Source organism: Oceanobacillus damuensis, from assembly GCF_001618145.1.
GTDB lineage: Bacteria > Bacillota > Bacilli > Bacillales > Amphibacillaceae > Oceanobacillus > Oceanobacillus damuensis.
In genome coordinates this window covers 1-17,886 of the sequence record NZ_LQNF01000053.1, presented here as the reverse complement: position 1 = coordinate 17,886, position 17,886 = coordinate 1, and the positions used below count along the sequence as shown (strand labels likewise).

Below are 17,886 nucleotides of genomic sequence, written 5' to 3'. Positions count from 1 at the left end.
TTCTTCCTTGTATATTATTTTCATCAATTGTTTGTAAGGCGTGATATATAACAATTGCAATATCATAAACAAACCAGTTATACTCACAATCCCCAAAATCAAATAATATTATATCTTCATCATCTAAATAGAAATTTTTTTGATGAAGGTCATTATGAATCATTCCATAGCTATGTATATCCTTTGGCAATTTGTTGCTATCACTAATGAATGTATTCCATTTTTCAGCAACAACCTTACTAATCCCATCAATCTTTGAAGTAAACAATAACCCTTTATTCCATTCTTGCTTTTTAATACTTTCACCCGACGGTTTATAAGTCTTTGACAAGGAATGTAATTTCCCAAGTGTTTTTCCCCAATTATAAAAGAATTTCTCATTCCATTTATCAGTATTGGAAGTATCAATAAATGCACCGTTTGCTTTTTCAAATGCCAATACGTAGCATTCCTCATTATTGTTTCCACGGATAATCTCCATTTTTTTCCCATTAATAGATGGTAAAGGAGCAGTAACGTTAACCCCTGATTTGTGTAAATAGCTTATCCAGTCTAATTCTGCTTTAACCGATTCTTTTTTATATTTTGTACTAAGATAAAATTTCAGAATAAATATTTCACCATTCCGATTACACTCAAATACATTATTCGAAAATCCACCAACTAATTTTAATTCTCTTACATCTCCATTAAATAGAGTAGCACCTTTAGATAAAATTAAATTATCCAAAAAATCCCTCTCCCTCTCGTATTATACGTAATATTAGGGAAATAGTTTCAATAGTTGATAATCCACCAACTAGACTGCAACGTTTAGCTTAATAACTTCACACTTGAACACTACCATAAAAATCCAAAAACAAATTACAGTTTTTTATAAAATATGACAACAATTTGATGATCGCCTTGTTAACTCTTGCTACCGCTTGTTGAAGAAGTAATTATAAAATTTAATTAATATATTCTTCTTTTAAAATTCCCATATGTATAATATCATTCCATTCACCATTCCTAAATAAGGATTGACGACTAATACCTTCTTCTTTAAAGCCTAACTTGTTGTATAAACGAATTGCCTTTTCATTAAAAGAAAAAACTCTTAATGATACACGATGTAGATTAAGTTCTTGAAATGCATAGTTTAACAGCATCCTTAATGCTTCCTTTCCATATCCTTGACCCCAATACTTTTTCTCACCGATATCAATAATACATTCCGCATTTCTATTTTTATAATCAATATTGATCAGTGACGTAACTCCTATAGAAACCTGATTTTCCTTTTCAACAATAATATAACTTTTAGATGACTTAGAATTTATTAGAACATTTTCTACAAAATCTATCGTATCCTCAAGTGAATATAAATCTAATGATGAACTTGTTGAAAACATAACATCTGTGTCATTTCTCCAAGAATGATATTGTTCAATATCATTCTTTTCCACTTTACGTAATAGGATTCTTTTTGACGAAAACATATTAAGCAACCTCCATTTCCTTGTTAAATTAAACTGCTTTCTTTAGCACAAGAAGCGACTATATTTATCGAATAATCGCACCATATTGTTATAGGTCATTTCTATCTTGATAATTCCAAGAAGAACTCTCTTATATCTTCTGGCAATTCTTCAACTGCAAGAACCTTTAATCTTTCAGTTCTAGACGAAGTCATAATTACATAAGACTTTTTATTATACTCAATTAGAGAAAATTGACTTATATGATTTGCTGAATTATCTTAAATAAAGTTAAAATCTTCTTCTATAAAGTTGTCTTCATAGCCCTCTAATATAAGTTTTTGTACTTCCTGAAAAAGTCGTCTACTAAATTTAATTCCTGATATAATTCAAGTGAGTTTTTAGGTGCAAAGAAATAGACATAATACAATGAACCGCCGAATATTATTATGAATGCTACCAAAAAACAATCCAATCTTTATTGTTTTTCTCTTGTTCCCAAATTCTTTTCTTCCCCCTTCTTCAATTCTTCTGCCCCGTTAGTGGAACAAGTTTTGAAAGTTTATTGTATAAAAATACATCAATATGCAATGAATCCATATTCTTATTATACATTAATTCTAATATTCATATAATAAATGCCATATACAAACATCTTGGATCCGCAGCTTTTATAACTACTATAAAAATGTAAGAATATCTATTAATGGATATCACTTATTAGGTGCTTCTATTGGCGGACAACCAATTGGATTAAAAGTAAGCGATAATTATACTTTCAATTATGGAATCAACCAATCAAGCACAACTGTAATGGACTTAACGCGATAATTGTGTCATGAAAATGAGGCTGGGACAAAAGTGGTTTAGTTATAGAAAAATCCGAACTATGATTCAGAATTCTTTAGTTAGAATTCGAATTAGTTCGGATTTGTTCTTTTTTAGAGCTTGCTTATCTCGAAATCAATTGTTTTTAGCAATGGTACTTTTGTTATGTCCCAGCCACATTTTTTGGTTTTTTTCAAACAATTGGAAGAATTACCCGCCCTGTTTAGAATGAAATATTTAAAAAGACAACTTCTTTTAAAAAAATAAAGCTGTTTTTTAACAGCCTTAAAATTCATCTAATGCTTTATTTAGTTGTTCCACTAGTTCCTCTTGGTTTCCTTTTGGTTCAAACGGTTCTCCGACTGTAAACAAGTTTCCTGCAGCTTCTTCTAAGTTGTTTAGATTTTCAATTTCTTGCTTGTCTGTAGAAAGTGCTGCGTAGTGTTTTGCATAATCCCCTGTATATCTTGCCACATGGAATTGCCACATTTCTTTTGAAGGGTCCCTATATTCTGGTGGGTTTGAATTAATATCTTTCTTTGCACTTTCTATAAAATCATCTACAGAAAGAAACTCAACTCCTTCAAGAATGTCTGGACTGTTTTTATCAGGACTAACTTCTTCTGTTGCTGATTCTGTTTCTGCTAATTCCGCCTGTATTTTTGTTGGTTTGGTTTCTTTTTCATTTATCATGAAAAAGAAAGCGACCAAAACCAATACTGGCACCAGTCCTAAAATGGACTTTTTAAACATACAGCAAATCCCCTTTTTTATAAACTTAATTATCTTCATCATATACAAGTTTGCTCTTAATATCCAATATTTCAAATAAAATGAATCCATTTTACCATTTACCGTAAACAGCAGTTTGGCTTTGATCATTATATCCGATTTCTATATCCGTATCACACCAATGATTTGATGTCTCAATATAGATATATCCATTCTTAGAGTATCCTACTATGTTCAACCGATATATGGATGCGACGAACCACTAGTGGAATTTCCTTTCACAATAACGAAATCATTCGCACTAGAGTACAAGCTAGTAAATTCCGTATCACCAAGGAACACTCGGCATTTATGGCGGACCCAAAATCTGTATCCATAAATATATTCCGAACCGTCATGCTCGGAACCATAATCGTACTGTGAACTATAGGCTCTGTCATAACCACCTGTTCCTACTTGTTAATCCACAACGTACCCATGATCAATCCATTTGCCACCTGAATAAAATCCTACATTGTAAGCACCAGTTGTCCTTGAAACTGCTGCGTAAATTCATTTGTTGCAATATACCCCAAATAAGTACCAGTACCAAGCAAAGAGTAAACCGGAATTGTTTACCCACTCTTATTAATTAATAAACTTGGCATAATTTTTCCTCCTTCATATCCCTTATTTATATTATAAAGTAATAAAAAAAGAAGAAGTAACGGTGGTTACTTCTTCTTGGAAATTCAACTTTAATTGTTAATTGGTTCACCATATTTGTCTACTTTTTCTTCTTCTAAACGGTCTACATTGAAATATTCATCCAACTCATGAATGATCTCATGAATTTCATCTAAGATCGGGTCGCCTAAATCGGCACCGTCAGCCAGTGCTTGATTCGTCAAGTCGATTGCCCGTTGTATATCATCTGCTTTTTTATGGCCACTACTATATTCTGTTATTAATGTCAGCCGTTCTTCTATATGCTCCAAAGTTTCTTGTATGGATTCTTTGTCTACAGCTAGTCCGCCGTTGTTGAAATTAATATTCAATGTGATTATGGAAGCACCTGTATGTGCCGCACGCAATAAATAATTAGATTGGTAAAAACTTGGGTCAGAAAAACCTCCAACGGTTAATTCAAACTCGGAAGGACCTTTCGTAGAATCTGGTCGCACCTTTTCAGGTTTTAAGTCTCCGTCTTTTACAGCTTTCCTGATTTTTTCCTTTGTCTCTTCGTTATTTACTTCATTTTCTGCTAATGCGCTGGCAACTTCCCGATAATCTTCATCCGTTAGTGAATCGTCGGCTTGTACTAATGCTCCTGTTAGGACAGCACCCAACACCAGTAAACCTGCTACAATTAAACTTTTTTTCATCAAATCCCCTTCCCCTTTTTTCTAAATCGTATCTTATTTTTAACAAAAATTCAACCTATTCTCTTATTTTTGACTTTCGATATATTCCTGTTCTTCTTCTTCACTTAGTATTCCTGTAGCTCACCTATAGTTCCGCCTTGCATTTCCCAAATAGCATTAGGATCTTTGTCCACTTCACTAAAATCATCTACTGCCCATTTCTCTAAAATCGCTCTATACTCGATTCCGTATGTTAAATCTGCAACTTCCAATGTATTTGGCATTTAATTCATGTATGGAATGGCAGTATATTTTCTGTATATCAAAAGACCTTAAACATACTGCCCATGTATAAAATGGTGCATATTTAAGGTCTTTTGGTCATGGAGATTATTCAAGTAAAGCACCAAATAGTGAAATAAGGGACGAGCGTTTATTAGCTGGTTAAATGAACAAAGGTAGTATTAGTAAAAAATCAATTGTTTTTGTTCAAAGGTAATATAGGCTCTTCTTCCCTATATCTGGAATAGGTCCAGCCTTCATTACTTACATCTGTACACTTCTCGTCAATACAAGTAAATATATATGTTTCCTTCTCCGTTTGAACTTGAATCTCATAATGATGAATAGAAGATGGATCACCCACATTAAATCGACTAACGCCTTGTTCAATAGCATAAACCGTTTCTTTTGCAGCAATCTCTTGATATACCTCATTATCAATTACCATTTTTGTCATTTCAGCTAAAATATCTCTGTCCTCTGAATCGGGGGTATAGGTGCTTTTTATAAGACTGGAAACTCCAAAATAAATATTTAATAACAAGCTAAGGGAAAGGATGATGACAAGAACAATTAACAACTTAGACTTCTTTCTCATTGATATACCTCACTTTTAAAAATAATAATGATTTGATATCTTATATTTAACCCTTTGACCCTTCGCTTGAATAAGCAAGGATTATTATCGTTCTTTAAGGAAAGCACCAGTTTTTAGTAGAAATACCTAACTTTACTATTCTGGAGATACACTTTTTAGGTTCCAAAGCCTACGTAAACCATAAATTAAACAAGTAAACGCAACCAATAGAATCATCTTTGGAATAAGTGATAAGGTAGCTACTAATTCTCCAATTGTCATTCCTAACATCGGTTCCTTATTCTCAATAATAATAGTATCAATATAATTTCTTATTAAAGGTTGTGCCATGAATGGATAAAGTTGATGTATAATTAGAAGCAGAAAAAAATATACACCAGCCTTAAATGAGTGAATTTTACTATTCCAAAGCCCGATTAGAAATAATACTATCATTAAAATTGATATTATAACCCCTGCAATTCCGATAATATAACTTATCAATACATCACCCCTATATATTTAATAATCCTGTCACGTTAGCTAAAATCTCTCCCTCAATAATGACAAAACATTCGAAAAAGAATTGAATTTTCCAAAGGAAAAATGCGACCATCGACAACCCCCTTGTTTCACTCTTGCACCCTTTAGTGCAATAACCCTTGCACTTTTTCTGAAATATAGTTTCTCAGCGATATGAGTTCATCTTTATCAAAAGCACAAGTATCTTGCTTATTTGCATAAGTATAGGACACTTTTCTAATAGTAACTCGTAACCCTTGTGGCAAAGTTTTTAACCCCCAGTTTCCTGCTTCTTGCTTTGACGAAATAACTCCTTCTTTAAGATACCAAAACACTCTAATCAAATTTAAAGAACAATAAACTGGGGCTTCTTCAATATTTTCTAAACACTCCTGAAAGTCACCTACTATTGAAGCTATATAATCTGACCGTGGTACCAAAGGGAAAACTTTATCAATAGGTTCACCATCTACACATATACCTCTATGGTTAGTTATTGTTATATGAGCTGCTAAATCTGTATCAGTGTTAATATCTTCATTTAAAAAGTTGAATGTATCCCTTAACAAATCATATTGATACCGTTCTCTCCAGAACTCGCTATAATGAAAATCAAATGGACAGGGATGTTGCCAGTCCTTTAATTGTTCTTTATTCAGGAAACTTATTTCAACTGGAAATGGCGAATTAGAATAATTTAAAAAGAACCTTGCTAAAATCCGTTTTGTCTTAACTTTCATTGGTTTGTTTGTAACAACCAAAATATCGATATCGCTACTGTTCGGATTAAATCCTCCCATCGCTAAGGAACCGTGTATATAAAAACCAACGTAATCGTCATTTATTATTTCGTTAATCCCTTTTTGTAGATTAAAGATAAAATCTTTTATGTCAGAAGAACACGTTTTCCAATCGTAATCCATTGATAAATCCCCCATATCTTCTTCCACAAACCTGCCCCTTTAGTTAAAAAAGACCGCCGTATTGACGATCTCCTTGTTGTGTTAAAGCACCAGTTGGTGAAATATAGACACACACTTTATTTTTTATATCGTAGCTTAAACCTCTCACAAACAACAGGGATTTTATAATCGAAATCTTGATTTATGTTCTCAAATTCTTTCTTAAAGAAGGGTTCGTGAACTTCACGCCAATATTTCAGTGTACGGTCACCTTCACCTTCTACATATGCGTGTTCCTCTGTCACTTCATCAAAAGAAACAACTCCTACTGATGTAGTTTCTAGTATCGCAACAGCTTCTCCATTCCCATCCAGAATAATATTGTGAAGACCAACATACGGCAATGGTTCCTTTTCAAATTCATATAACGTATAATTTGATGCTGTTGCTGTTTTAGTTCCTTCTAACACTAACCTTGCAAGTTCATCAGCCATTTCTTTTGAATCGCCAAATGCCCAAGATTCATATTCTTTAGGTGTATTGGGGTTAATTTTTCGATAATCCTCCCACATATTAATAATCGAATCATTACTCATTTATCAACCTGCTCTCTTTTAGATATTAAAATTGTGAGTTCTTAATGTTTTTTTATTATACAATTTGCTGCTTTAATTGAATAAGGATGCATTCCCTAATTGAAGTAAAGCACCAGTTTGTTTAATAAAAATATTTATTCCTCATCTGATTTGTTTTCTTTAGTAGTTTTTATATATGCTAAAAAGAAGATTAAGAAAACGACACCGACCAATAAACCTATCGAAACCAAAAAATCCAATTATATCCCACCTTTAATTTGTTTTTTAACCACCTCTTCTTTAAATTTCCAACTAACAAAAGAGGTTATTCATTGTATTTAAATTGCTCATTCGATACTTATTCTTATTCAAGAAAACTGCCCCTTTAGTACAAAAACTTCGACGTAAAATAGCGTTAATCCTTCTAGAATTAATGCACCAGTTAGTACAACAACATTACTTCTTTTTATGAATGGAAAACAGTAGTATGATTGACGAAACTACCCAAAATACTGGTATCTTATCGTAATGTAAAAATCCTATATAACTTACATCGAAGTAAGGTAATAAGGTCCATATATAAACGAACAATATCTGTACCACAATAATTCCATATGGAATATATCTATGGAACAAATACAAAACCAAATAGAATAAGGGTAACCATAGCAACAAAAATCCCTGACTAATTAACAAATCAAAGTCCATTATTTTCTCACCCTATATTTTTTCAACCCTTTTTCAATAATCCTGCTTCTTTAGCTCAATAATAGTTAGGAGCTGCCAAGCGGTAACTCTTTCTTTCGTTAAATCACCCGTTACTTCAATAAGTATATATCTACTTCTTAGTTAAAACTAACGTCTCCCCATTTCCATCCCACTCCAACTGAATTTCAATTTCATTACTTTGAAGAGAAATTCTACAATCAGAACACCTACTTTCAATAAACAAGGTATTAGAATCAAGGTGTTTGGTACCAACTAATTCTATATCATCCTTTTCAGAAATTATTTCATAGGAGACGGGTACTGTAACTTCCTCGTTATCTTTTGGAGTTATAACGAACTCTCTAACTCTCTCTTTATTTTCTTCAGTACCTGTATAATGCCCTATCCAATTTTCAGATTCACCGCTTAATGATTTAACACCACACCCTGTCAAAAACAAAGAGAAGGTAAATAATAATAAAATTGCTAACTTCTCTGGACTCTTCAAGATATTCCCTCCTTGAACAAAGTTTTTATGTATCTTATTCAATAATCCTGCCACTATAGTTGAATAACTTCATTCTCAATATTAACATAATGTTCAAAAAATATTTACTAAAAAAAAAGACGATGTTTTGATGACCGCCTTATTAAACTCTTGCACCAGTTAGCTTAATAAAAACTTGATGAAGCTACTAATGCTATGGTCCACATAATAAGTGTAAAAGAAATTGTAAGCCAAACAGTATTAACTGTAGTTTTTTCCTCGTTCTTTACCTTTTTCAATATAGATACTAAATTTAAACAAAATATAATGCACAATATAGGTATTAAAAACCTGCCTACATACCAAGACACCATATCCATAGATTTCTCCCTCTTTATTAATTATTGTTGTACTAAACTGCCATATATCTCAACAACCTTTTATTTAACGTTAACATAATATTCCTAACATTATTAGAAAAAGAAAAGATAGTTAAATTCTGATTGCCTTATTTTAACTCTTGCACCAAATAGTTGAAGAAGCTATCTTTATTGTTTCTCCCAAGCATAATAAACAAAAGATAATAATTGTCCATTCATTTTAAATTCTTCATTAGCTGATGCTAAATACCGAAATCCGTTTTTCTCCAAGACCTTTTGAGACGCTAAGTTGTTTGTTGTTGTCTTCGCTGAAATCTGTCTTATGCCTAACTGGGTTGTGTTTTTCAATAATAGATTCAATGCTCTGTTAGCAATACCTTTTCCTGTATATGCTTTTCCCACTCTATAACCGATATGACCAAGACCCTTTGATTTTTCGATATCAACTAAGTTTATTCTTCCAAGAACTAACCCTTCTTTATTCTTAATTAAATAAAAATAAGATAATCCTTGATCTTGTTCGTCTATCAAGGCTTTGTTTCTTTGTTTAAATGTCTCAAAGTTATAGTAATCATCTCCACGGCTCGGAATCATTTCCTCAAAATAAGTTCTGTTTTCAAGTTCAAATTCAAATAACTTCTCTAAATCTTCATCTTGTAATTTCTCAATTATAATATCCATCATAATTACCACCAATTCGATGATTTAATATGCTGTACTTTTTTAGATAGCACCCTTTATTGAATAACAGATAGTCTAACTTTTCTTCCAATCATCAGCTAAAAGTCCATAAATAATGTGGTCAACAAAATGATCATATAACCATTCTACTTGTCTTAATCTACCCTCTTCTTTAAACCCTAACTTTTCTGGAAGTGATCTACTCTTATGGTTTTCTGTGGCCACACTGACCTCAATCCTATTAAGCCCAAGTTCTTTAAATCCATAATTTATTAAAGTTTTAAAAGCTCTTATCATTATACCTTTACCTTGGAATTTCTCTCCCAACCAATATCCCACAACACCAATTTTGTTGGTTTTATCAAGATCATTATATCCTATTGTTCCAGCAATTTCCCCTTTATAAATAATGCCAAAAGAAACTGGATAACCACCATTCTCCGCAAAAGCATTTAATCTGGCTTTAATATTTTTTGCAGTATCTTCAACACTTTCGATGTAATCAAGCCAACCAAGCCATTCCTTTAAATATTGTTTAGAGCTAATAGTTAAGTTGTAAAATCCCTCTGTGTCATCTTCATTAAGCATCCTTAAAGAGACTTCCTCGTCTATCTTATGTATTAACAAGCCATTCCTCTCCCTCGTAATAAACAAATTATTTATCCATGCTTCTTCCCCTATTTATAAATTCAACAAAAAAGGTGCTTATCCTTCTTCTTGGATTGCACCAATTAGTTGAAGAGTAACTTTCCTCTACTTTTTCAGTTTATCTAACAGTCGAATTATCTCTTGGTTCTGTTTAACTTGAGTTTCACTATTCGATTTGATTTTGTAAATCCATATCATTACCAAAACTATCGCAACTGGTCCAATCAAATAGGAAGAAATTATTATTAAACTACTGAAATAACCCATAACAATCCTCCTTTTTGTCATTCATCTTTATTGCACTAACCTGCCCCGTTAGTGAAAAAAGGATTGCTCTAATCGAACAATTGCACCAGATAATTGAATATCTTATCTATAAAGTTTCTTTCTTATATTTTTTGAAAAAGCCTATTATTACAATAATAAACCCTAAACCTAATAGATAAATCTCATTACCACTAAAAACAACTTCAGGTATGTATAATGCAACAAGCATCAATGCAATGCCTAGTAACATTATTTTAGTAGAACGCATTTATACTCCCCCTTTTTAAACTCTCGCACCAGTTAATTGAATGCTTTATTCTGCTATCGCCATATTTTCACGGTCTAATATACTTCCACTTTTACCTACTTCATACAAAATATTTGGTGTGGGTTTTTCATGCTTTGGTTCACTTGAACTAATCATGATAATCCACCCTCGATTCGTTTCTTCTATTTCCCAAATCTCAAAACTTTTATTATCTGGTTTAAATTTCGGAGCGTCTTCCAATGCAATCTCTTTTGCTTGCTCTAATGTAATTTCTTTTCCTGTGCTACAACCACCTAAAATGATTAGAAATAAAGATAAGAACACAATCAACAGAAATTTAGTTTTCGACAATGTGCCTCACTCCTTTGATTAAGGTTGATAATAATCTACTTCTTCCTGTACTAACCTGCCAGTTAGTTTAAGTGTAACATTTCACAACCAGTCTTCAAATTAGATATTTTTACTCTTACACTTTTTTAACAATGGCCCTTTAGCGGAACAACAAAAGGTCCTTTATTACTAAGTTTTGTTGATGATTATTAATTCATTAGCTAGTTAAAAATACTTCCCTGTAGTTATTTTAGAAGTTTCCACAACATCAATTGCCTTTTCACATCCGACAAGTCATACTTGGAATCTACCATCATCAAACGTAATTTTTTATTATCTACTAGCCTTAATAAATGATTAAAAGTTTCTTGCCATTTATCTGCCGAGACATTTTTATTCCAATTCCGTAAATGAAATATATTAGCATTTACCTTTGCCTTGTTTACAATATCTGCCCAATTTACTTGTACCTCTGATAAGAGACAAATCGTTATAAAATTGCCATTAGGGCGGACACTAAATGCTAATTCATTACCATCAGAACCCCCAATAGAATCAATTGCAGCATCTACACCCATTGGTATTATGAACGGATCGGTACGACTTTCACTTTTGCTTTGTTTAATTGCCTTTTCAATTGTTGATTTTCTTGTTCTAACTCAGTCTTATCTCTTGTGAGTTTTTCAATTTGTTGAAGCTTTGTCTTTAATTCTTTCTCAAAGTATTCAATCTGTAATTCTAATTCATATCGTTCCACAAATTGCAACTTAAAATCTTCTACCAAGCCCGAAAAAAATTCATTCTTTTCTATAGATTGCTTCGCTTTATCAATACCTAGAATATCTTCTTTTTGTATTTCCTCAATTCGTTTTTCTATGTAAAATTTTAAGGTGTTGGGATTGTTATTTATAGTTGCTCTAGGAATGTTTGTTGCTTCCGAAACGCTAAGTATATTATGTTTTGTTAATTGCTTAACTCTTTTTTTTACATGATTTTGCTCTGAAATAACGTTTTGAAAGTTTTCCTCAATTTTTATTAATTGCTCTTGAATGTTATTCCGCTGTTGGTCTAATTCACCAATTCCATATTTTTTTGTTCGTTCTTTAACGGACTCTCTAATTTCAGGTTGGTTACCCATTTCTGAATCTCCTTATCTATTAAATCTAATTGATTAACAACTTTTTTTAAATTAGGGAGGGCAGTTGTAATATAATCTAATCCTTTTTCCCCCAACGTTGAAAGGACTAAATCATATTCTGGTTTCAAACGATTTTTATAATACTTTTTAAGTGAGCCATACTCTACCTCATATGATCTTTTGTATATCTCTTCGTTTTCAAATAAAGCCTTGTTATGTTCAACGATTTTCACCTTTTCTTTAAACCGTTCATAAGTAAAGTCAAATGACGATATATCCGGAAACTGAGGTGAAATATAATACCATTTTTCAAGTGTAGAAAGTTTTTCTTGACGTTCACAAATTGCACCTATTGCCTTGCGGCATAATCCTACCAGTGATTCATTTAAAGGATTGTATTGCCAAATAGTTAAAATTTCGTCAAAGTCCCTAAATATATTTAACTTATTTTTTTTGAGAAACTTATTAATCGTCTCATAAGCCTGCTTTAAATCCTCTTCTGTCATTTCAACTACTGTGTATTCATTCGGTTCTAATACTGTTCCATCTGGAGAAGAATTATTTATCATTGCTTTTTGTATCTCATCAGGATCTCTAAAGTACCATTTGGTCATATCCTCAGACATATGGTTCATATGTTCCTTAATCCATTCAAGGGATAAACCCTTATCTCTTAAAAAGTTAGCCATATGAACCCTGAATTGGTGAGGGGTTACTGCATAAAAGGTTGTCCCAATCCAATCTTTACTTTTTTCTTCACGATATTCAAGCCAGTTCCATTTACTAAAACGGTGAAGATTTAGTTGAAACAACTCATAGTTGGCTAGGGAATCTATATTTAATTTATTTCTATTTCGATGGAAAAAATCATAAAATCTATTATAAAAAGTTGCTTTACTCAACACATTTCCTTTATTGTTCGTTACTAAATAGTTAATTTCAAATTTTTCTCTTTTTTCTTTTGTTAAATTTTCAAGCATTTTATATGCTTCAATCATATTTGAAAATGCTTTAGATTTTGTCCATCTACCAGCACCTACAGTTGTTTTATAGGTCCAAAATTCAAGAAAATAGGCTTTTGGTTTTCCTTCGAACACAGTAATATCTTTTAATTTCCCTGCTTCTAGAAGTCTGCATTCTCCTTTCCTCATACCAGTCTCCCCAAGTATTACTATCAAACAAGCCATTATTCGATTTTCAATATGCAGATGTACATTTCTCAAGTCTTCTAAAGCACAATCAATGATTGCTTTATAAAATTTACGAGGGATATTTTGATGTTTATTATAGCTTATTGGATTTGATTTCTTTTGCTTTTTTATTTCTTTTATAAGGTCTATGATTAACGAATCATCATCATATCCGCCTAATTCCAATTCTTGTATAAATTTTTCTAGGGAACTTAGTAGACCCTCTCTGTACTTAGAACTGTGATTTTTATAGGATTCTATAAAGTTACTTATCGAACTAGGTGTAATGAACTCTACACGATCAATATGTTTTTCACTATTTAAATATTTAACAAACTTTACTACATTATAAAATATTTCTTTAATTTGATTGAATGAATTACCTACATAATACCTATTACGAATAACCATAAGCTTTAAAATGACACGAAAAGGTTTTGAGATTATTTGAGTAAAATCGAATCTAGGATAACCGTTATCAACTATTCTTTTATTTCCTAAATCCCAATAGTTATCTGAAAAACGTATACCATCTGCGATAAAGTCGTCTGGTTCATCAAAATTACGTTTTATGGCATTCGTTTCTCCATTTAAACAAATTGCTGCGATATTCACCGTATTCCACTTTATATCAACTGGATTAAAAGCTTCCGTCATTTTTGTTTTCCTCCAACATCACATACATTTCAGTTATATAAGTTGCATAGAGTTCTGCTAACCCTTTATAAAAAAGTCGTTTAATCCTTGATGAACTACTTTCTTCTTTTTCTTTGTAAAATTTTAACCGTTCTTCAAAAACTGGGAGCCGTTCTAATGAAGTAATAAAAAATCCACAAGTTAAACATTTATAGTAACTATCTTCCTCTAAGTCTATCTTTATACACTCTTCACTATTACATAATCCGGCATTTTCTTGAACGGGAGGAAAGGGCTTTGATTGTTTTTCATCTCGTAATATTGTACCTACAGGGTCTTCGTTGATATCTATTTCATAAAAGGCCTCCATATACGCTTTTGTTCTTCTTTTTCTACTAAGATATGACCTCATCACAACACTTGGAGAGTTTAAAGTTAAAGTCTTTGCTTCAGTTAAAGAAATCTCATTATTTTCTACACTCTCATATACTTCATTAATTAAAGTATCTCTAGCAGAGTATGGAATATATTTTTCCTCTATTTTGCCCTCTTCATATAAACTGCCAATAACTTCCTCAAAGTAAGCTTTGTAACGACTTTCTAGGTGAACAACTTGTTTTTTAGTAAAATTCTGATTAAAACCAATAAAGACATATTTTTTGTAATTATTATTTGCTTTTTCAAATGCTGAATTAGATAATTCGATTGCTCTTTGTATTAAACGTATTGTTTCTAGCAAAAACGGCTCTTCAATATATCTTCCATCAGATGTTTTACTCTTAAAACGCACAATTCCTTTTTTATCATTCGAGCTTATAATGCAATCTCTCTCTAAAGCTAAAATCTCGCCAATCCTCATTGGTGTTGTTATTGACAACTGAAAGATAATGAATAAAAGTTCATCTTCCCCTTGCCACATCTCCCGAAAAGTTTCTCGGATGACAACAAAATCTTTAGGGGACATTGGACTCCCTTCTTGATACCCCTTCTCATTTAAAAACTTCATTTGTTTGAATACTAATTCAGGAATTTGGTATTCTGTTTGGTAGAATCTCAAATATTTCTTTATCTCACTTAACAACGCATCTTTTGTTTGAGAAGTAAAATCGGTGCGAGACATTAACTTTTTATAGTAAGTAAATAGAAATTCATTTGAAAATAATTTTGTTTTTGTCACTTTATTTATATATAAAAGTTTATTTGTTGCTTCATAAAATTCATAGGCATCATTTAACAATCTAGTCAAATGTGCGTTGACATATTGTATACCTCTATAATCGTCAGGTATTCCATACCAAACAAATTTTTTAAGTTCATTTCGCAATTCGTCATTTTTTACTTTTTGAAAATCAATACTTACATATTTTCGATTTAGCCACCCCAATCTTTTCTCAGTTATTACCATCCATTTATCCGATTCTGGAAATTCCTCCAAAGGATTAATAACTACTGCTTGATACCCTTCCTCAATAAGTCTTTGATAATCTTTTGCATTAAATAGTTCCACATTAAAAGTAGGAGTATCGAATAAGTGTTTACCAGTATCCTCGACATAAACCTGATCAAGAAACCGGTAAACTTTAATAAGAAATAAAAAAGGTGAATAAAAACTCTTTTCGTCAAGGGTGAAATTGTAAACTTTTAATAGCGAATTATAGTAACTTAATTGTGTTCGAAATGTTCCTTCGGTAAAATCCTCAAACTTATCAATTTTTCTTCCAGATAAGCTTTCTTCAAAGAAAATTAAATAAAATTTGTTATGCGTCTGAAATATTGCTTTTCGTTTATTGGGTGAATTATAACGCCTGAAATCTTCTATAAATCTTTCTAGAAGTGAAAAAACAAACTTATTCTTCGATTTAACGAAAAAATTTTGCGCTTGGTAATTCCATTCATCCCATCTTGTAGTTATAACTTGATGTGGTAATGAATCTAAGGGAAAATTTGTCCTTATATTTTGTTGTATAAATTCAACATCAAAGTTTATAGTGTTTTTCCGCTTTTTAGGTAACTCATTATCTAAAAAAATATATCTATATTTTCTTAAATAATGACTTATCTCTTCATTATTAGTATATAAAGAAGCAAATTTAAAGAAATTATTAATTAACACTATATATAAACTGTGAGGGCAAGTTGATTGAGCAGGAGGAAGATTATGCATCATTTTACAGTAGTTTTTCCAACTTAATCCTTGTTCATTTACAACAAATCTTGAAAGGAGAGTAATAAGGCCGTTTAAAAGATTTCTTTGCGACATTAATGGTTGTCTGGCAGTCCCAGTGTTTCCGTTCAAAACAATTACTTGCTTCCATTCACCTTGTTCCAACCATTTAGAAAATAAACACTTGATATCTTTGTCTTGTAATTTTTCATCGATGACACTAGTTAATTCATTTATATCAAGGTATTTCTCAGGTACATAAGCCTTTTTAATCCTGCCCATATTTTTCTCTTCTCCTTTGCAGTTGTTTCTCTCGTAATTCTAGTTTGTCATCGTCATCAGGATTATAGTAAGCAGCACAACTATTAGGATCATTATGACGCATTAGTTTTTGTAACTCTAATATTTGTACACCTTGTTTTACATGGTACATAGCAAACCCATGCCTAAATCGATGACTTAAATTAATTTCTTTAACCTCTTGGTCTATCCTTATTCCAACTTCTTTGAAAATTCCCCTTAATATATAGTTCCAGCCGCCTTGTGTTAACGGAGTACAATCCCGTTTATTTAAAAATAGATATGTATTTTCGCCATTCAAACGAATAGAACCACATTTGTCTGCCTTTGCTTTTGTATTAATGTTTTCTTTTTTCTTTGGTGATTTTGAAAGAACCATCGGGCCGCGAGTTTCATCGATATATACATTTATTAAGTCTAATAAGTCACTGTCAATAATTACATCAGTAAATCCTTGGCCGTATAATTTTAAATCTTTATCCGTTCCGTACTCTTCTATAGATTTCGGTCTGGTAAGTCCTTTCGAGCTTTGATCTGGTCGATCAGATACTCGATTACGAATTATAACAGTCCCATCTGGTTCGATATCTTCGACAGTAAGACCTAACACCTCTCCTATGCGTAACCCATACCAAAACATCAAATCAATTATTATTTGCTCTCTTATTGTGTATTCTTTTTCTATTAATTCCATAATCAGGTCATATTGAGATTCTTTTATGTATTTTGGGACTCCTAACATAGTAAGATCTGCCTTTCGGTTCTTTGAACTACCTTTATTTGAATTTCCTGATGTTCGCTTAACCTTAAATACATCCGCATCTTGTGAAGGGAACATTGTTTTATAAAAATCCCAGTATACACCAAAATAATTATTTCTAGTATCTTTAATTCTTCCCTTACTTAATTGAAGATTTATAACATCTTGCTGATATCCACCTTTTAAAAATACCTTTAGTCCAGTTACGTCTTCTTTAGTAACGTTTTTTTGATAATCAATACCATATAGTTGAACATAAGCAAAGAAGAGTTTCAAAGCATTGAATGCTCGTTCTCTATTCCTGTAACCCGTATCCCGCAGGATTACATTTAAATAATAATTAGCTTCATAAAAGGGTTGAACGTTTATATTGGTAATAATAAAATAAGTTTTTCTGCTTTTAGTAGATTCTTTAACAAACCCTAGAGAAGCAGTTTTCTGAATCACTTCATCTTTACTGCTGTAACGCTCATAAACCGTACCAAGTTTTGTTTCTCTATCTTTGATATACATATGAGGATCCTCCTAAAATGGATTATCTAATCGTTCAACCAATCGTAAAAAGGGAATGGTTCACGTCTTTCCTTATTTTCTGTCTTTGGAATTCGCGCTACATTTCTTTCTTTATAGGGAGTGTTGTATGTGTCCAACCTTTGGATATCGCTTTCTTAATGAACCCTAATGGATTTTTAACTGGTGTAGGAGATT

The 17,886-nt window shown here is 31.8% G+C and carries 18 protein-coding genes and 1 pseudogene; all 19 read right to left on the bottom strand.

Annotated features, from left to right (window positions below; translation table 11 throughout):
* Positions 1-730, bottom strand: a 730-nt coding sequence (locus tag A4245_RS18825) for a phosphotransferase enzyme family protein (RefSeq protein WP_067730785.1), incomplete at its 3' end; no start/stop codon positions are given.
* A gap of 220 nt (positions 731-950) precedes the next feature.
* The gene (locus A4245_RS18820; RefSeq protein WP_067730783.1) at positions 951-1,481 is read right to left on the bottom strand and encodes a GNAT family N-acetyltransferase; all 531 of its coding nucleotides are present in this window, start codon (positions 1,479-1,481) and stop codon (positions 951-953) included.
* 1,092 nt (positions 1,482-2,573) lie between these two features.
* Positions 2,574-3,170, bottom strand: a complete 597-nt coding sequence (locus A4245_RS18810) for a hypothetical protein (RefSeq protein WP_199860720.1) — start codon at positions 3,168-3,170, stop codon at positions 2,574-2,576.
* 587 nt (positions 3,171-3,757) lie between these two features.
* On the bottom strand, positions 3,758-4,384 hold the full coding sequence (locus A4245_RS18805; RefSeq protein ID WP_067730777.1) for a hypothetical protein: 627 nt from the start codon (positions 4,382-4,384) through the stop codon (positions 3,758-3,760).
* Positions 4,385-4,488: 104 nt separating this feature from the next.
* Positions 4,489-4,647, bottom strand: a complete 159-nt coding sequence (locus A4245_RS20460) for a DUF6241 domain-containing protein (protein WP_199860719.1) — start codon at positions 4,645-4,647, stop codon at positions 4,489-4,491.
* Between the two features lie 191 nt (positions 4,648-4,838).
* Complete coding sequence (locus A4245_RS18800; RefSeq protein WP_067730775.1) at positions 4,839-5,243, bottom strand: hypothetical protein; 405 nt, start codon at positions 5,241-5,243, stop codon at positions 4,839-4,841.
* Between the two features lie 135 nt (positions 5,244-5,378).
* Positions 5,379-5,726 (bottom strand): hypothetical protein, encoded by a 348-nt coding sequence (locus A4245_RS18795; protein WP_067730773.1) that lies wholly within the window; start codon positions 5,724-5,726, stop codon positions 5,379-5,381.
* Positions 5,727-5,869: 143 nt separating this feature from the next.
* Entirely contained in the window at positions 5,870-6,694 is an 825-nt protein-coding gene (locus tag A4245_RS18790; RefSeq protein WP_234402445.1) for an aminoglycoside adenylyltransferase domain-containing protein, read from the bottom strand.
* 89 nt (positions 6,695-6,783) lie between these two features.
* A complete protein-coding gene (locus A4245_RS18785; protein ID WP_067730771.1) occupies positions 6,784-7,242 on the bottom strand; it encodes an ASCH domain-containing protein in 459 nt (152 codons plus the stop codon).
* Between the two features lie 817 nt (positions 7,243-8,059).
* A complete protein-coding gene (locus A4245_RS18780) occupies positions 8,060-8,437 on the bottom strand; it encodes a hypothetical protein (RefSeq protein WP_067730769.1) in 378 nt (125 codons plus the stop codon).
* 527 nt (positions 8,438-8,964) lie between these two features.
* Positions 8,965-9,480 (bottom strand): GNAT family N-acetyltransferase, encoded by a 516-nt coding sequence (locus A4245_RS18770; RefSeq protein WP_067730765.1) that lies wholly within the window; start codon positions 9,478-9,480, stop codon positions 8,965-8,967.
* 72 nt (positions 9,481-9,552) lie between these two features.
* Positions 9,553-10,065 carry a GNAT family N-acetyltransferase gene (locus tag A4245_RS18765; protein WP_324609871.1) on the bottom strand — a complete coding sequence of 171 codons (513 nt, stop codon included), beginning with the start codon at positions 10,063-10,065 and terminating at the stop codon, positions 9,553-9,555.
* A gap of 433 nt (positions 10,066-10,498) precedes the next feature.
* The gene (locus tag A4245_RS20245; protein WP_157087770.1) at positions 10,499-10,660 is read right to left on the bottom strand and encodes a hypothetical protein; all 162 of its coding nucleotides are present in this window, start codon (positions 10,658-10,660) and stop codon (positions 10,499-10,501) included.
* 45 nt (positions 10,661-10,705) lie between these two features.
* On the bottom strand, positions 10,706-11,011 hold the full coding sequence (locus A4245_RS18760) for a hypothetical protein (protein WP_067730761.1): 306 nt from the start codon (positions 11,009-11,011) through the stop codon (positions 10,706-10,708).
* A 204-nt stretch (positions 11,012-11,215) separates the two neighbouring features.
* A pseudogene (locus A4245_RS18755) lies at positions 11,216-11,568 on the bottom strand (zinc-binding dehydrogenase); the annotation flags it as partial.
* Positions 11,569-11,573: 5 nt separating this feature from the next.
* Complete coding sequence (locus tag A4245_RS18750; RefSeq protein ID WP_067730759.1) at positions 11,574-12,128, bottom strand: hypothetical protein; 555 nt, start codon at positions 12,126-12,128, stop codon at positions 11,574-11,576.
* Positions 12,059-13,975 (bottom strand): site-specific integrase, encoded by a 1,917-nt coding sequence (locus A4245_RS18745; protein ID WP_067730757.1) that lies wholly within the window; start codon positions 13,973-13,975, stop codon positions 12,059-12,061. The genes A4245_RS18750 and A4245_RS18745 overlap by 70 nt, the downstream gene beginning before the upstream one ends.
* The gene (locus tag A4245_RS18740; protein ID WP_067730755.1) at positions 13,959-16,400 is read right to left on the bottom strand and encodes a site-specific integrase; all 2,442 of its coding nucleotides are present in this window, start codon (positions 16,398-16,400) and stop codon (positions 13,959-13,961) included. The genes A4245_RS18745 and A4245_RS18740 overlap by 17 nt, the downstream gene beginning before the upstream one ends.
* A complete protein-coding gene (locus tag A4245_RS18735) occupies positions 16,387-17,691 on the bottom strand; it encodes a tyrosine-type recombinase/integrase (protein ID WP_067730753.1) in 1,305 nt (434 codons plus the stop codon). The genes A4245_RS18740 and A4245_RS18735 overlap by 14 nt, the downstream gene beginning before the upstream one ends.
* Positions 17,692-17,886 lie beyond the last annotated feature (195 nt).

What these genes read in the sequence shown, in the direction of transcription:
- A4245_RS20245 (WP_157087770.1), bottom strand. Translation starts at nt 10,660, where the DNA reads ATGCGTTCTACTAAAATAATGTTACTAGGCATTGCATTGATGCTTGTT.
- A4245_RS18740 (WP_067730755.1), bottom strand. Translation starts at nt 16,400, where the DNA reads ATGGGCAGGATTAAAAAGGCTTATGTACCTGAGAAATACCTTGATATA.
- A4245_RS18805 (WP_067730777.1), bottom strand. Translation starts at nt 4,384, where the DNA reads ATGAAAAAAAGTTTAATTGTAGCAGGTTTACTGGTGTTGGGTGCTGTC.
- A4245_RS18810 (WP_199860720.1), bottom strand. Translation starts at nt 3,170, where the DNA reads ATGATCAAAGCCAAACTGCTGTTTACGGTAAATGGTAAAATGGATTCA.
- A4245_RS18785 (WP_067730771.1), bottom strand. Translation starts at nt 7,242, where the DNA reads ATGAGTAATGATTCGATTATTAATATGTGGGAGGATTATCGAAAAATT.
- A4245_RS18735 (WP_067730753.1), bottom strand. Translation starts at nt 17,691, where the DNA reads ATGTATATCAAAGATAGAGAAACAAAACTTGGTACGGTTTATGAGCGT.
- A4245_RS20460 (WP_199860719.1), bottom strand. Translation starts at nt 4,647, where the DNA reads ATGCCAAATACATTGGAAGTTGCAGATTTAACATACGGAATCGAGTAT.
- A4245_RS18745 (WP_067730757.1), bottom strand. Translation starts at nt 13,975, where the DNA reads ATGACGGAAGCTTTTAATCCAGTTGATATAAAGTGGAATACGGTGAAT.
- A4245_RS18770 (WP_067730765.1), bottom strand. Translation starts at nt 9,480, where the DNA reads ATGATGGATATTATAATTGAGAAATTACAAGATGAAGATTTAGAGAAG.
- A4245_RS18820 (WP_067730783.1), bottom strand. Translation starts at nt 1,481, where the DNA reads ATGTTTTCGTCAAAAAGAATCCTATTACGTAAAGTGGAAAAGAATGAT.
- A4245_RS18750 (WP_067730759.1), bottom strand. Translation starts at nt 12,128, where the DNA reads ATGGGTAACCAACCTGAAATTAGAGAGTCCGTTAAAGAACGAACAAAA.
- A4245_RS18765 (WP_324609871.1), bottom strand. Translation starts at nt 10,065, where the DNA reads ATGCTTAATGAAGATGACACAGAGGGATTTTACAACTTAACTATTAGC.
- A4245_RS18800 (WP_067730775.1), bottom strand. Translation starts at nt 5,243, where the DNA reads ATGAGAAAGAAGTCTAAGTTGTTAATTGTTCTTGTCATCATCCTTTCC.